This window comes from Streptomyces sp. NPDC005485, assembly GCF_040606085.1.
Taxonomy (GTDB): domain Bacteria; phylum Actinomycetota; class Actinomycetes; order Streptomycetales; family Streptomycetaceae; genus Streptomyces.
Genome location: NZ_JBEXDZ010000116.1, coordinates 18,626 through 31,634 on the forward strand (window position 1 = coordinate 18,626; position 13,009 = coordinate 31,634).

General features: G+C 72.4%; 12 protein-coding genes. 7 read left to right on the forward strand and 5 right to left on the reverse strand.

The features are described from left to right. Nucleotides 1–23: 23 nt before the first annotated feature. Nucleotides 24–746, forward strand: a complete 723-nt coding sequence (locus ABZS97_RS31120; RefSeq protein ID WP_356143029.1) for a phosphotransferase — start codon at nt 24–26, stop codon at nt 744–746. 6 nt (nt 747–752) lie between these two features. Here the strand turns inward: ABZS97_RS31120 and ABZS97_RS31125 are convergent, their stop codons facing one another. Continuing rightward, nucleotides 753–1,904 carry a serine hydrolase domain-containing protein gene (locus tag ABZS97_RS31125; protein ID WP_356143031.1) on the reverse strand — a complete coding sequence of 384 codons (1,152 nt, stop codon included), beginning with the start codon at nt 1,902–1,904 and terminating at the stop codon, nt 753–755. 116 nt (nt 1,905–2,020) lie between these two features. Next, nucleotides 2,021–3,250 (reverse strand): PP2C family protein-serine/threonine phosphatase, encoded by a 1,230-nt coding sequence (locus ABZS97_RS31130; RefSeq protein ID WP_356143033.1) that lies wholly within the window; start codon nt 3,248–3,250, stop codon nt 2,021–2,023. Between the two features lie 187 nt (nt 3,251–3,437). On the opposite strand from ABZS97_RS31130, the gene ABZS97_RS31135 reads away from it, so the two are divergent. After that, entirely contained in the window at nt 3,438–5,540 is a 2,103-nt protein-coding gene (locus ABZS97_RS31135; RefSeq protein ID WP_356143035.1) for an NB-ARC domain-containing protein, read from the forward strand. Nucleotides 5,541–5,577: 37 nt separating this feature from the next. Here the strand turns inward: ABZS97_RS31135 and ABZS97_RS31140 are convergent, their stop codons facing one another. After that, nucleotides 5,578–6,609 (reverse strand): MBL fold metallo-hydrolase, encoded by a 1,032-nt coding sequence (locus tag ABZS97_RS31140; RefSeq protein WP_356143037.1) that lies wholly within the window; start codon nt 6,607–6,609, stop codon nt 5,578–5,580. 201 nt (nt 6,610–6,810) lie between these two features. On the opposite strand from ABZS97_RS31140, the gene ABZS97_RS31145 reads away from it, so the two are divergent. Together ABZS97_RS31145 and ABZS97_RS31150 are read left to right on the forward strand one after the other, a co-directional pair. Beyond that, the gene (locus tag ABZS97_RS31145) at nt 6,811–8,268 is read left to right on the forward strand and encodes an aldehyde dehydrogenase (protein WP_356143039.1); all 1,458 of its coding nucleotides are present in this window, start codon (nt 6,811–6,813) and stop codon (nt 8,266–8,268) included. A 6-nt stretch (nt 8,269–8,274) separates the two neighbouring features. Further along, nucleotides 8,275–8,511 (forward strand): ferredoxin, encoded by a 237-nt coding sequence (locus ABZS97_RS31150; RefSeq protein ID WP_356143041.1) that lies wholly within the window; start codon nt 8,275–8,277, stop codon nt 8,509–8,511. A 52-nt stretch (nt 8,512–8,563) separates the two neighbouring features. Here ABZS97_RS31150 and ABZS97_RS31155 read toward each other — a convergent pair whose 3' ends face one another. Beyond that, nucleotides 8,564–8,905, reverse strand: a complete 342-nt coding sequence (locus tag ABZS97_RS31155) for a DUF6193 family natural product biosynthesis protein (protein ID WP_356143043.1) — start codon at nt 8,903–8,905, stop codon at nt 8,564–8,566. Next, complete coding sequence (locus ABZS97_RS31160) at nt 8,898–9,554, reverse strand: TetR family transcriptional regulator (protein ID WP_356143045.1); 657 nt, start codon at nt 9,552–9,554, stop codon at nt 8,898–8,900. Before ABZS97_RS31160 ends, ABZS97_RS31155 begins: the two co-directional genes overlap by 8 nt. Nucleotides 9,555–9,761: 207 nt before the next feature. Here ABZS97_RS31160 and ABZS97_RS31165 point away from each other — a divergent pair, with 207 nt between their 5' ends. The 3 genes from ABZS97_RS31165 to ABZS97_RS31175 form a co-directional block, all read left to right on the forward strand. Continuing rightward, a complete protein-coding gene (locus ABZS97_RS31165; RefSeq protein ID WP_356143047.1) occupies nt 9,762–11,216 on the forward strand; it encodes a glycosyltransferase family 4 protein in 1,455 nt (484 codons plus the stop codon). Then, entirely contained in the window at nt 11,210–11,953 is a 744-nt protein-coding gene (locus ABZS97_RS31170) for a class I SAM-dependent methyltransferase (RefSeq protein ID WP_356143049.1), read from the forward strand. The genes ABZS97_RS31165 and ABZS97_RS31170 overlap by 7 nt, the downstream gene beginning before the upstream one ends. Beyond that, nucleotides 11,950–13,009, forward strand: a 1,060-nt coding sequence (locus ABZS97_RS31175; protein ID WP_356143051.1) for a prenyltransferase/squalene oxidase repeat-containing protein, incomplete at its 3' end; no start/stop codon positions are given. The genes ABZS97_RS31170 and ABZS97_RS31175, both read left to right, overlap by 4 nt.

Genomic DNA, 13,009 nt, shown 5'->3' on the forward strand with positions numbered 1-13,009 from the left:
GTGCGTCCCGGTAGGTTCGGGCCATGGGAACGGGGAGCGCAGGAAGCACGGGACGGCTGCTCGGCTCGGGGCGTACGGCCGATGTGTACGAGTACGAGGGCGAGTTGGCGTCCGGGGGCGACGGGGCGTGGGTGCTGCGCCGCTACCGGGGCGAGTACGGGGACGCGGCCGCCGAGGCCGAGGTCATGGAGCATGTACGCGGTCACGGCTATCCCGTGCCGTGCGTGCGGGCGGTGACGCGGTCGGACCTGGTGATGGAGCGGTTGTCCGGGCCGACGATGCTGGAGGCCTTCGCGGCCGGCCTGCTCGGCCCGCGCGAGGCCGGCGCCCTTCTCGCCCGACTCCTGCGCGACCTGCACGCCGTGCCGGCCCGGGTCGGCCAGGACCCCGAGGTCCGCGTACTGCACCTGGACCTGCACCCGGAGAACGTGATCCTCACCTCCGACGGTCCGAAGGTCATCGACTGGAACACCGCCGAGGAGGGGCCGCCCGGCCTCGACTGGGGCATGTCCGCCGTGATCGTGGCCCAGGTCGCCGTCGGCGGACTCACCGGTTTCGAGTCCCGGGCGGCGATGGCGCGGTCCGTCCTGACGGCGCTGCTCACCGACGAGCAGGCCCCCTCCGCGATGACGGAGGAGGGTCTCGTCCAGGCACGGAGACGGCGGGCGGCCAACCCCACCATGAGCCCGGCCGAGGTCGAGGCCCTGGGTGCGGCCGAGGAGCTGATCCGTACCTTGCTCGTCTAGGGGCCCCTAGGCCCGCGGGTCTGCCGTGCAGCGCCAGAAGTCGCGCATCACGGGCGGGGGCGCCGGGCTCTCCATGGCCACCTGGGTGAGCAGGAGGGTGACCGTGTTCGTGGACGGGATGATGTGGCCCGTCGTTCCGGTGCCGCCGGTCCAGCCGTAACGGCCCGGCACGTTCCAGGGGCTGGTGGGCTCGATGTCGACGGCGGCGCCGTAGCCCCAGCCCTGGCCCTCCAGGAAGAGGGAGCCGATCTCGCGCTGGGCGGGGGTGAGGTGGTCGGTGGTCATCCGGCGCACCGCGGCGGCGGACAGCAGACGCCGGTCGCCCGTGGTGCCCTCGGCGAGCAGGAGCCGGGCGAAGGCCAGCCAGTCGTCGGCGGTCGAGACGAGGCCGCCGCCTCCGGACGGGAAGGCAGGCACGGCGGCCCACTGTCCGTCGGGGGTGTCGGCCAGTTCGAGGCCGCCGCCGGGGGCGGGCCGGTAGGCGCTGGTGAATCGGTGGCGCTTGGCGGCCGGTACCTCGAAGTCCGTGTCGTTCATGCCGAGCGGCTCGAAGATCCGCTCGGCCAGGAACTCCGGGAGCGGTCGGTCCGCGACCCTGCTGACCAGGATGCCCTGGAGGTCGGACGAGGTGCCGTACAGCCAGGCCTCGCCGGGCTGGTGGAGCAGCGGGACGCGGGCCAGGTCGGTCAGCCAGGCGTCCGGCGGCGGGTAGGCCTGCGGCTCGCGGCCGTCCTTCTGCACGGTGAAGAGCCGCTGGACCGCCGGGAGCGAGAAGTCGGACGGGAAGCCCCAGCCGGTACGGGAGGAGAGCAGGTCGGCCACGGTGATCGGCCGGGTGGCCGGGACCAGGTCGTCGACCGGGCTCGTCGGCGTCCGTACGGCCATCGGCTTCGCCAGTTCCGGCAGCCACGCGTCGACCGGGTCCTCCAGCGCGATCCGGCCCTCGTCGACCAGCATCATGACCGCCGCCGCGGTGACCGGCTTGGTGATCGAGGCGATGCGGAAGATCGTGTCCCTGGCCATCGGGGCGGTGCCGTCGACGTCCACGGACCCGACGGCCCGCACCTCGACCCGGTCGCCGCGGGCCACCAGGCCCACCGCTCCCGGCACCGTGCCCTTGTCGACGTATGTGGTGAGGAGGTCGTGCAGGCTGCTCATCGGTCCACCTTCCGGCTTTCGGGCGATGCGGTCACAGGGGTGACTTCCGCGGACACACGGAATCATCGGTACGGCGCCGGTGAGGTTCACTTCGACCAGCTTCGAGCGGTGCGGCGTCACGGAACCTGTGCGTGCGCCGCGGCCCTGCGGTCCGTGGGCTGGCACAGCACCAGGGCCACGTCGTCGGCGGGGGAGGCGCCGGTGTGGGCGACCAGCCGGGCGTACAGGGAGTGCAGGGCGTCCTCGGGGAGCGGTTCGCGCAGGGCGAGCGCGGCCTCGCCCAGGAGCGGGAACGGCGCGCCCGTCGGGTCTCGGGCCTCGGCCAGCCCGTCGGTGTAGAGGAGGAGGCGGTCGCCGGGCTGGAGGCGTACGCGGTACTGCCGCGGGTCGGGGGAGAGTCCCAACGGCGTTGTGGAGCAGGAGGGTTCGAGCAGCTCGATACGGTGGCCGGCGCGCAGGGGTGCCGGGTGGCCGCAGTTGACCAGCCGCACCTCACCGGGCGCGAACTCGGCGAGCAGCGCCGTGACGAAGTCCTCGGGGCCCAGGTCCGGGCCCAGTCGTGCGTCGAGGCGGTCGACGAGTGTCGTCAAGTCGGCTGTCGTGTAGGCGAGTTCGCGGAACCCGGCGATCGTCTCGGCGGTCAGGCGCAGGGCCTCCAGACCATGACCGCGTACGTCGCCGACGAGCACCCGCAGTCCGTACGGCGTCACCGCGACGTCGTAGAGGTCGCCGCCGACCGCCGACTCCCGCACCGCGCTGTAGTAGCGGGTGCACACTCGGGTCCCCTCCAGGGTGCGGGAGACGGGCCGCAGGATCACCTCCTGGGTGACCCGGGCGACCTCGCGGACGTGTGCCAGCGTCCGGGTGAGGCGGTCGCGCTGCCGGGCCGTGTACACGGTGAGCGCGCAGCCGAACAGCAGCCAGCTCCAGTCGACGACGAAGGTCCCGGTCAGCAGCGTGCCGTCACCCCAGCCCATCAGCAGGCCGAGCGCCGCGGACCAGCAGCAGACCACAAGCGTGTGCCGCACTCCGAGCCGCACGCAGGCCAGCAGCGGGCCGATGAGCAGCAGCATGACCAGCGGCGGAACGGAGTCGAGCAGAACCACGGGCGCGGCGATCACCAGACAGGCGGCCAGGGGTGCCAGCAGCAGCCGCACTTCGCGCCGTCCGGCCGCCGGGGCGGTGGAAGCGGGGTCCGTACGACGCTCCGCGCGACCCGCCCCGCTGCCGCCCGGGCCCGGCCCCGCACCGGTGCTCGTCCCCGCACCCGTTTCCGTCCCCGCACCTCTGCGCTTGGCGACCGCCACGCCCTTCCCGCTTCTGCCGCCCCTGTTCATGGCGGTCATCCCCTGCCCCTGATCCCTTTCGGCCATCTCCCGACGATCGCCGACTATTTCCCTCCGCACCTTCACCAACAGCGTGTTGATCGCATCTCATCGAAATGTGCCCGGAAATGACGAGGCCGCGCCGCCTTTGTGTCCGAGTTGCGGGACTTGGGCATCGAGTGGGGGCGATCCGACCACACTGGTCCCTGTGTCCGACAAGACGACCGGTGGCCGACCGGGCAACCCCGGCAACCTGCCCGCCGACCCGCGCAGCTTCATCGGGCGACGGGACGAACTCGACTGGCTGGACAAGGAGTTGGACCCGGGCTCGGGTGTCCATCGGTTGGTGGGGCTGGTCGGGGCCGGCGGGGTCGGCAAGACGCGGCTCGCGCTGCGTGCCGCGGGCCGGGTCCGGGACGCCTACCCCGACGGAGTCTGGCTGGTGGAGCTCTCCCCGCTGCACACGGCGGGCCTGGTCGGCCTGGCCGTCGTCGAGGCGCTGCGGCTCGCCGACCAGTCGACGCGATCGGTCACCGAGGTGCTGGCCGAATGGGCCGAGGGCAAACGGCTGTTGCTGATTCTCGACTCCTGCGAGCACGTCCTGGCGGACTGCGTGGCGCTGGCCGAGACGCTGCTGCCGATCCTGCCCGGACTGCGCGTCCTCGTCACGAGCCGCGAACCGCTCGGGCTGCCGGGCGAGTGGGTGCTGCGCCTCGACCCGCTGCCGGTCGCCGACGACGCCGTGGCCCTGTTCACCGACCGCGCCGCCGCCGCGGCCCCCGGCTTCGTCCTGGACGACGGCAACCGCGACACCGTGAAGGCCGTCTGCCGCCGCCTCGACGGCATCCCGCTCGCCCTCGAACTCGCCGCGGCCCGCCTCTGCGAACTCTCCCTCGCCCAGCTGCACGCCCGCCTCGGCGAACGCCTGCCCTCTCCGCTCGACCTGCTCACCTCGGACGACCTCGACGCGCACGACGAGCCGGGGCCCGCGCGCCACCGCACCCTGCGGACCACCATCGGCTGGAGCCACGAACTGTGCGCGCCGCTGGAGCGGTTGCTGTGGGCCAGGCTCTCGGTGTTCGCGGGCGGCTTCTGCCCGGACGCCGCCGAGGAGGTCTGCGCGGGGGGCCCGCTGCCGGCGACGCGGATCGAGGGCCTGCTCGCACGCCTCGTCGAGCAGTCGATCGTGCTGCGCCACCGCACCGAGCCGGGCCGCTTCCGACTCCTCGACACCGTACGGGAGTTCGGCGCCGACTGGCTGCGTGCGCTCGGCGAGGAACACGCCGTGCGGCTGCGCCATCGCGACTACTACCGGCGTCTCGCCCGCGAGGGCTGCGCCGAGTGGAACACCGGACGCCAGGTGGCGTGGTGCGAGCGCACGCTCACCGAGAACGCCAACCTCCGCGCCGCCATGGACTGCGCGCTCACCCGGCCCGGCGCCCCCACCACCCTGGAAATGGCGGCCGACGTCGGCTTCCTGTGGCGCCACTGCGGCTATCTGCGCGACGCCCAGCACTGCCTCGACCTGGCGCTCGCCGCCGACCCGGCCCCCGGCCCCGACCGCACCCGCGCGCTGTGGGCGCGGGGCGCGGTGGCACTGCTCCAGGGTGACCTGGACGTCGCGGTCGGCTGGGCGGTGCGGTGCGCGGACGCGGCGAAGGAGCAGGGCGACGCGGTGGCCGTGGTGGCCGCCACGTACATCACGGGCGGTCAACTCGCCCTGAGCGGGCGGCTGTCCGAAGCGATCGAGGTGCTCGGCGCGGCACCCAGGCTGCCGGTCCGGGACGACGGGCTCGGAGCCGCCCAGCTTCAGGTGCGTCTCGCGCTCTCCTTCGCGTATCTGCTGCGCGGTGACCACGACGAGGCGCGCACCGTCGCCGACGAGGTGCGGCGGTCCAGCGCGGATCACGGCGAGTGCTGGGCGGGTGCCTTCGCCGACTGCTTCGTGGCGCAGGCCGACCTGGCCCGCGGCGACGTCGGCGCGGCGGTGCGCAATGCCCGTACCGCTCTCGCCGGGCACGGGCTGCTGCACAACACCGTGGGGGTGGCGTTGTCCCTGGAGGTCCTCGCCGGCGCGGTCGTCGCGGCCGGTGACGGCCACCGCGCGGCCCGCCTCCTCGGCATCGGCCAGTGCGTCTGGGAACTCACCGGACGCGCCCAGATGAACTCGCCCGACCTGATCGCCGGCCGCCGCATCCATGAACTCCGCGTCCGTGCGGAGATCGGCGACGAGGCCTACGAGAAGGCGTACGTCGAGGGCCTCGCGATGCCGTACGAGGAGGGGCTGCACTACGCGGCGAACGGCCGGTGACGCGAGGGCCGCGGGGACGTACGGCCCCGTAGGTCCCTCACACGGCCACGTACGTCACCGGATCGCTCCCCGTCACCGCCTCCGCCCGCCCCAGCTTGACCAGCCGCCGCACATGGGCCTCGGCCTCGGACACCGCGATGTTCCTTGATCCGTAGGGGATTTGCTCCCAGGGCCGGTTCCACTCCATGCGCTCGGCGAGCTGCCAGGCGGTGAGCGGCTCGGCGAGCAGGCCCAGCAGCCCGGTGAGCCGTTCCTCGTGGTGGGCGAGCAACTCCCGTACGCGCGCGGGCGCGTCCGTGAACGCGTGCTGGTGTGCGGGAAGGACTTCGGCGGGGCCGAGGCGGCCGACGCGCTCCAGGGAGTCGAGATAGTCGCCGAGGGGGTCGGTGACCGTGGTGTCGTCCGGGTCCTCGTAGAGGCCGATGTGCGGAGTGATCCGCGGCAGGAGGTGGTCGCCGGAGAACAGGCGTCCGTTGCCCGTGAGCCGGGCCGGATGGGCCTCTTCCAGGTGGAGGCAGACGTGGCCGGGCGTGTGGCCGGGAGTCCAGATCGCGCGCAGCCGGCGGCCGGGCAGCGCGAGGAGTTCGCCGGGGACGATCTCGCGGTCGGGGAGCGCGGGGGAGAAGCCGGGAAGGGCGCGCGGGCGGTCGCGGGCGCTGCGCAGCGGCGCCACGTGCTCCTCGGGCGCGCCGGCCGCGGCCAGCTTGGCTGCCATGTAGGCGAACCAGCGCTCGGGCCGGTTCTCCCGGGTGCGCCGCACGATGGCGATGTCGGCGGCGTGCATCGCGATCCACGCGCCCGAGGCGTCCCGCACCTTGGCCGACAGCCCGTGGTGGTCGGGGTGGTGGTGGGTGATGACGACCCCGTGGATCTCGGCGACGGACGTCCCGCATGCGGTGAGCCCTTCGACGAGGGCGTCCCAGGACGCCGGGTCGTCCCAGCCGGTGTCGATCAGTACCGGACCCCGGTCGGTGTCGACGACGTACACGAGGGTGAAGCCGAGGGGATTGTCCGGGATGGGGACCCGCAGGGACCGTACGCCCCCGCCGTGATCGGACACCTGAGTCATGGGCTCCCCAATCGCCGTCGTCCGGCCGTGCCTTCCGGCCACTCTAACTAGAACAGGTTTCGACAGTAGCCCAAGACGACCTTCCGGGCCCCGTCCCACCCGTGGACTCCGTCGGCCGGAGCTGGTATCAAGCTTCGTATCTGATGGATCGTCAGAGAAGGCCGCAGATGGCCGGAGAACGGCCCCCGGGAGGCAGTCGCCATGACCGAGCTCGTGGAACACGAACAGCTGTTCATCGGCGGGGAGTTGGCGGACCCCCTCGGCAAGGACGTCATCGAGGTGATCTCGCCGCACACCGAGGAGGTCATCGGGCGGGTGCCGCACGCCTCGACGGGCGACGTGGACCGGGCGGTCGCCGCCGCACGCAAGGCGTTCGACGAGGGCCCCTGGCCCCGGATGACCCTCGACGAGCGGATCGCGGTCGTCACCCGGATCAAGGACGCGATCGCCGTACGCCACGAGGAGATCGCCCGCGTCATCTCCTCCGAGAACGGGTCGCCGTACTCCTGGAGCGTCCTCGCCCAGGCGCTCGGCGCGATGATGGTGTGGGACGCGGCGATCACGGTCGCGCGGGACTACACCTACGAGCAGACGCGCGACGGAGTCCTCGGGAAGATCCTGGTACGCCGGGAGCCGGTGGGTGTGGTCGCGGCCGTAGTCCCCTGGAACGTCCCGCAGTTCGTGGCCGCGGCCAAGCTCGCACCCGCGCTGCTGACCGGCTGCACGGTGGTGCTCAAGCCCTCGCCCGAGTCGCCGCTGGACGCGTACATCCTCGCCGAGATCACCCGCGAGGCCGGGCTGCCTGAGGGCGTGCTGTCGATCCTCCCGGCGGACCGCGAGGTCAGCGAGTACCTGGTCGGGCACCCGGACGTCGACAAGGTCTCCTTCACCGGATCGGTCGCGGCCGGCAAACGCGTGATGGAGGTCGCCTCCCGCAACCTCACGCGCGTGACACTGGAGTTGGGCGGAAAGTCGGCGGCCGTGGTGCTGCCCGACGCGGACCTCGCCACGGCGGTCCCCGGGATCGTCTCGGCGGCCTGGATGAACAACGGCCAGGCGTGCGTCGCCCAGACCCGCATCCTTCTCCCGCGCTCGCGCTACGACGAGTTCGCGGACGCCTTCGCCACGGCGGCGAGTGCGCTCGTGGTCGGCGATCCCCTCGACCCGGCCACCCAGGTCGGCCCGCTGGTCGCCAGGCGCCAGCAGCAGCGCAACCTCGACTACATACGCATCGGCCAGGAGGAGGGCGCCAAGATCCTCACGGGCGGCGGTCGTCCGCCCGGACTGGACCGCGGCTGGTACGTCGAACCGACCCTCTTCGGAGACGTCGACAACTCCATGCGGATCGCCCGCGAGGAGATCTTCGGCCCGGTCATCTGCCTGCTGCCCTACGGCGACGAGACCGAGGCCGTGAAGATCGCCAACGACTCCGACTACGGCCTCAGCGGCAGCGTCTGGACCGCGGACGTCGCGCACGGCATCGACGTCGCCCGGCAGGTCCGCACCGGCACGTACTCCGTCAACACCTTCAGCCTCGACATGCTCGGCCCCTTCGGCGGCTACAAGAACTCGGGCCTGGGCCGGGAGTTCGGCCCCGAGGGCTACGGCGAGTTCCTGGAGCACAAGATGATCCACCTGCCGGCCGGCTGGGAGGGCTGAGCGGCCATGGGCGACCGCTGGCACGTGGACGTCGACCGTTCCCTCTGTATCGGCTCGGCTCAGTGCGTCCACCTCGCACCGGAGTCCTTCCGCCTCGACTCCGGCATGCAGTCCCACCCTGTCGCCCCGGACACCGACGCCCACGAAAAGGTCCTGGAGGCGGCGGAGGGCTGCCCGGTGGAGGCCATCGTGATCACGCTGCTGGGGAGCGGGGAGCCGGTGTTCCCGCCGGATGAGTCTTGAGAACGGACCATGCCGGCGAAGGGAACCCGTCTTGTGGGTCGTTCGTGTGCGATCACACGTCCGGGGGCAGGTGGGCCACCACCAGCGCCGCCGCTTCGCGAGGTGTCGCGGCCTCCCCCAGGAGGCCGCGGTGGATCGCGTTCACCTTGTACGGCGGTCCGTCGCAGATGACGTACGGCAGGTCGTCCCGGTGTGTCCCGTCGAACGGAGGGCCGCTGCGCAGCAACTTCAGCGTGCCGTGGCTCGGGAAGGGGTACAGGACGCGCAGGCGCGGCTCGGCGTGGGCGGCCGCGGCGATGGCGAACAGCTCCTCGCCGCCGTAGTGGCCCCGGGTGCCCGGTCTGCGCTCCAGGAGCCACCGCCAGGCGGTCTCGGCGTCGGGGGCCTCAGCCACGGGACGTGCCCCCGGCGGACGGGTCCGTCAGGTCGATCAACCGGCAGACCGTTTCGATGTCGATCTTGACCTGGGCGATGGAGGCGCGGCCGGAGAGCCAGGTGATGAGGGCCGAGTGCCAGGTGTGCTCGATGACGCGGACCGCGGAGAGCTGGGCGGGGGTGGGGTCGGCCAGCCCCATCGCGTCCAGGATGATCACCGTCGTCTGGCGGGACACCTGGTCGACCTCGGGGCTGACGCTGCGGTCCGCGAACGTGAGCGCGCGGACCATGGCGTCGGCGAGGTGCGGCTCGCGCTGCAGGGCGCGGAAGGCCCGCATCAGGGTCTCGGCGACGCGCTCCGCCGCCGTGTCGCCCGTCGGCGGCTTCTTGCGCAGGGTGCCGTGCATGTGCTCCAGCTGGTCCTGCATGGTGGCGACCAGCAGGTGCACCTTCGAGGGGAAGTAGCGGTAGAGCGTGCCGAGCGCGACCTGCGAGGACTCCGCGACCTCGCGCATCTGCACCGCGTCGAAGCCGCCCCTGCTGGCCAGTTGGGCGCTCGCGTGCAGGATGCGCCGGCGGCGCGCCTCCTGCCGCTCCGTGAGGGGCGGCGAGGCAGGGCGCGCGGCACTGGAGCCGGCGCTTGCTTCCACCTTGACTTCCGCAGGCATGGGTCCCGTTCCGTGGCACTCGGTGAGGCGGGCGATCAGACAGCATGACAGGGTGTCGGCCGTGGCGTGAATCACCTGATCCACCGCTCACAGTGGTCCTACCTGCCGGTAGATTCAGAGCCTCTTGGACGATCAAGTCTGAAACTTGTTCTAGATTACCGTCCCGGCGTAATCTCGCGGGAAAACGCAGGGAGAGAGGGGCCCGGAGTGACCGCTGAGGCCAGAGAGGCGGGTCCTCGGGAGGACTCCGCCGCCGACGGCGAGCGACCGCTCGACATCGCGCTCCTCACTTACCGAGGCGACCCCTTCTGCGGCGGTCAGGGCGTCTACATACGGCACCTCTCGCGCGAACTCGTCCGCCTCGGCCACCGCGTCGAGGTCATCGGCTCCCAGCCGTACCCCGTCCTCGACGAGGGCGAAGGCCTGCCCGGGCTCTCCCTCACCGAACTGCCCAGCCTCGACCTGTACCGCCAGTCCGACCCCTTTCGCACCCCGAAGCGCGACGAGTACCGGGACTGGATCGACGCCCTCGAAGTCGGCACGATGTGGACCGGCGGCTTCCCCGAGCCGCTGACCTTCTCGCTGCGCGCCCGCCGCCATCTGCGCGCCCGCCGCGGCGAGTTCGACGTCGTGCACGACAACCAGACGCTCGGCTACGGCCTGTTGGGCGACGTCGGCGCGCCGCTGGTCACCACCATTCACCATCCCATAACCGTGGACCGGCAGTTGGAGCTGGACGCCGCGCAGGGCTGGGGCCAGCGGTGGTCCAAACGACGCTGGTACTCCTTCACCCGTATGCAGAAGCGCGTCGCGCGCCGCCTGCCCTCCGTCCTCACCGTCTCCGGCACCTCCCGCCAGGAGATCGTCGAGCATCTCGGCGTACGCGATGGACGCATCCACGTCGTGCACATCGGCGCCGACACCGACCTTTTCTCGCCCGATCCGGCCGTCCCGCAGATTCCGGGCAGGGTCGTCACCACCTCCAGCGCCGACGTGCCGCTCAAGGGGCTCGTCTTCCTCGTCGAGGCGCTCGCGAAGGTGCGCACCGAACACCCCGGCGCACACCTCGTCGTCGTCGGCAAGCGCGCCGAGGACGGGCCGGTCGCCCAGGCCATAGAGCGCTACGGCCTCGAAGGCGCCGTCGAGTTCGTCAAGGGGATCTCCGACGCCGAGCTCGTCGACCTGGTGCGCTCGGCCGAGGTCGCCTGCGTGCCGTCCCTGTACGAGGGCTTCTCCCTCCCCGCCGCCGAGGCGATGGCCACCGGCACGCCGCTCGTGGCCACCACCGGCGGGGCGATCCCGGAGGTCGCGGGCCCCGACGGGGAGACCTGCCTCGCCGTACCGCCGGGCGACGCCGGAGCCCTGGCCGCCGCGCTGAGCCGGCTCCTCGGCGACCCCGGGCTGCGCGCGCGACTCGGCACCGCCGGGCGCAAGCGGGTACTGGCCCGCTTCACCTGGGCCAAGGCGGCCGAGGGCACGGTGGCCCACTACCGCGAAGCGATGGCCCGCGCCGCGGACGGAGCCCCGAGCCGCCCCGCGCCCCCGAGCCCCTCCGGACCCGAGAGCCCCTCCGAGGCGGGCCCCGACAGCTCCGCAGTCCACAACCCCGGCCGCCCCGCGGCCGCCACAAGCGTCTATCGCGAAAGCAGGGCCACGTGCTGACCGTCGACTTCTCCCGGTTCCCGCTCGCCCCGGGCGACCGCGTCCTGGACCTCGGCTGCGGTGCCGGTCGGCACGCGTTCGAGTGCTACCGGCGCGGCGCCCAGGTCGTGGCGCTCGACCAGAACGGGGAGGAGATCCGCGAGGTCGCCAAGTGGTTCGCGGCGATGAAGGAGGCGGGCGAGGCGCCGGCCGGGGCCACCGCCACGGCCATGGAGGGCGACGCCCTCGCACTGCCCTTCCCCGACGAGTCCTTCGACGTCGTGATCATCTCCGAGGTCATGGAGCACATCCCCGACGACAAGGGCGTACTCGCCGAGATGGTCCGGGTGCTCCGGCCCGGCGGCCGCATCGCGATCACCGTCCCGCGCTACGGCCCCGAGAAGGTCTGCTGGACGCTCTCGGACGCCTACCACGAGGTCGAGGGCGGCCACATCCGCATCTACAAGGCGGACGAGCTGCTCGGCAAGATCCGTGAGGCGGGCCTCAAGCCGTACGGCACGCATCACGCCCACGCGCTGCACTCCCCGTACTGGTGGCTGAAGTGCGCGTTCGGCGTCGACAACGACAAGGCGCTGCCCGTGCGGGCGTACCACAAGCTCCTGGTCTGGGACATCATGAAGAAACCCCTCGCGACGAGGGTCGCCGAACAGGCGCTGAACCCGCTGATCGGCAAGAGCTTCGTGGCGTACGCGACCAAGCCGCACCTGCCCTCCGACCTCGCGGCGGACGCTTCGTGACCACCCCCCGCACAGAGCACCTCGTGCTGCCCGGGGTCCTCACCGCGGAGCAGGCCGGCGCCACGGTGCGCGGCATCCTCGCGGTGCAGCGCCCGGACGGCGCCATCCCGTGGTTCCGCGGGCACCACCTCGACCCCTGGGACCACACCGAGGCCGCGATGGCGCTCGACGCGGCGGGCGAGCACGCGGCCGCCGAGCGGGCGTACGAGTGGCTTCTGCGGCACCAGAACGAGGACGGTTCCTGGTACGCGGCGTACGCGGACGGCGACTTCGCCGATGTCACGGACCGCGGCCGCGAGACGAACTTCGTCGCGTACATCGCGGTCGGCGTCTGGCACCACTACCTCGCGACCGGCGACGACACGTTCCTGGACCGGATGTGGCCCGCCGTGTACGCGGCCGTGGAGTTCGTGCTGCGGCTGCAGCAGCCGGGCGGCGAGATCGGCTGGAAGCGCGAGGACGACGGTACGGCGGTGAACGACGCGCTGCTGACCGGCAGTTCGTCCGTCCACCACGCGCTGCGCTGTGCGCTCGCCATCGCCGAGCAGCGTGAAGAGGTGCAGCCCGACTGGGAGTTGGCGGTCGGCGCGCTGCGCCATGCGATCCGCCGGCACCCGGAGCGGTTCCTCGACAAGGACCGCTACTCGATGGACTGGTACTACCCGGTGCTCGGGGGCGCGTTGACCGGCGCCGAGGCCAAGTCCCGTATAGAGGAGGGCTGGGACCGCTTCGTGGTCCCCGGGTTCGGGGTCCGCTGCGTGGTCCCCAACCCGTGGGTGACCGGCGGCGAGTCCGCCGAACTCGCCCTCGCGCTCTGGGCGGTGGGCGAGTCCGACCGGGCCCTGGAGATCCTCCAGTCCATCCAGCACCTGCGCGATCCGAGGACCGGCCTGTACTGGACGGGTTTCGTCTTCGAGGACCAGGCGATCTGGCCCGAGGAACTCACCACCTGGACCGCCGGTTCCCTGCTCCTCGCCGTCGCCGCCCCAGGCGGGGGCGCGGCCCCCAGCCCGGGGGGGGGAGGGGCAACCCACCCCCCCGGCCCCAAACCCCACA

Excerpts from the sequence above, each read along its gene's own strand:
- ABZS97_RS31120 (WP_356143029.1), top strand. The coding sequence starts at position 24 with ATGGGAACGGGGAGCGCAGGAAGCACGGGACGGCTGCTCGGCTCGGGG.
- ABZS97_RS31125 (WP_356143031.1), bottom strand. The coding sequence starts at position 1,904 with ATGAGCAGCCTGCACGACCTCCTCACCACATACGTCGACAAGGGCACG.
- ABZS97_RS31130 (WP_356143033.1), bottom strand. The coding sequence starts at position 3,250 with ATGACCGCCATGAACAGGGGCGGCAGAAGCGGGAAGGGCGTGGCGGTC.
- ABZS97_RS31140 (WP_356143037.1), bottom strand. The coding sequence starts at position 6,609 with ATGACTCAGGTGTCCGATCACGGCGGGGGCGTACGGTCCCTGCGGGTC.
- ABZS97_RS31145 (WP_356143039.1), top strand. The coding sequence starts at position 6,811 with ATGACCGAGCTCGTGGAACACGAACAGCTGTTCATCGGCGGGGAGTTG.
- ABZS97_RS31150 (WP_356143041.1), top strand. The coding sequence starts at position 8,275 with ATGGGCGACCGCTGGCACGTGGACGTCGACCGTTCCCTCTGTATCGGC.
- ABZS97_RS31160 (WP_356143045.1), bottom strand. The coding sequence starts at position 9,554 with ATGCCTGCGGAAGTCAAGGTGGAAGCAAGCGCCGGCTCCAGTGCCGCG.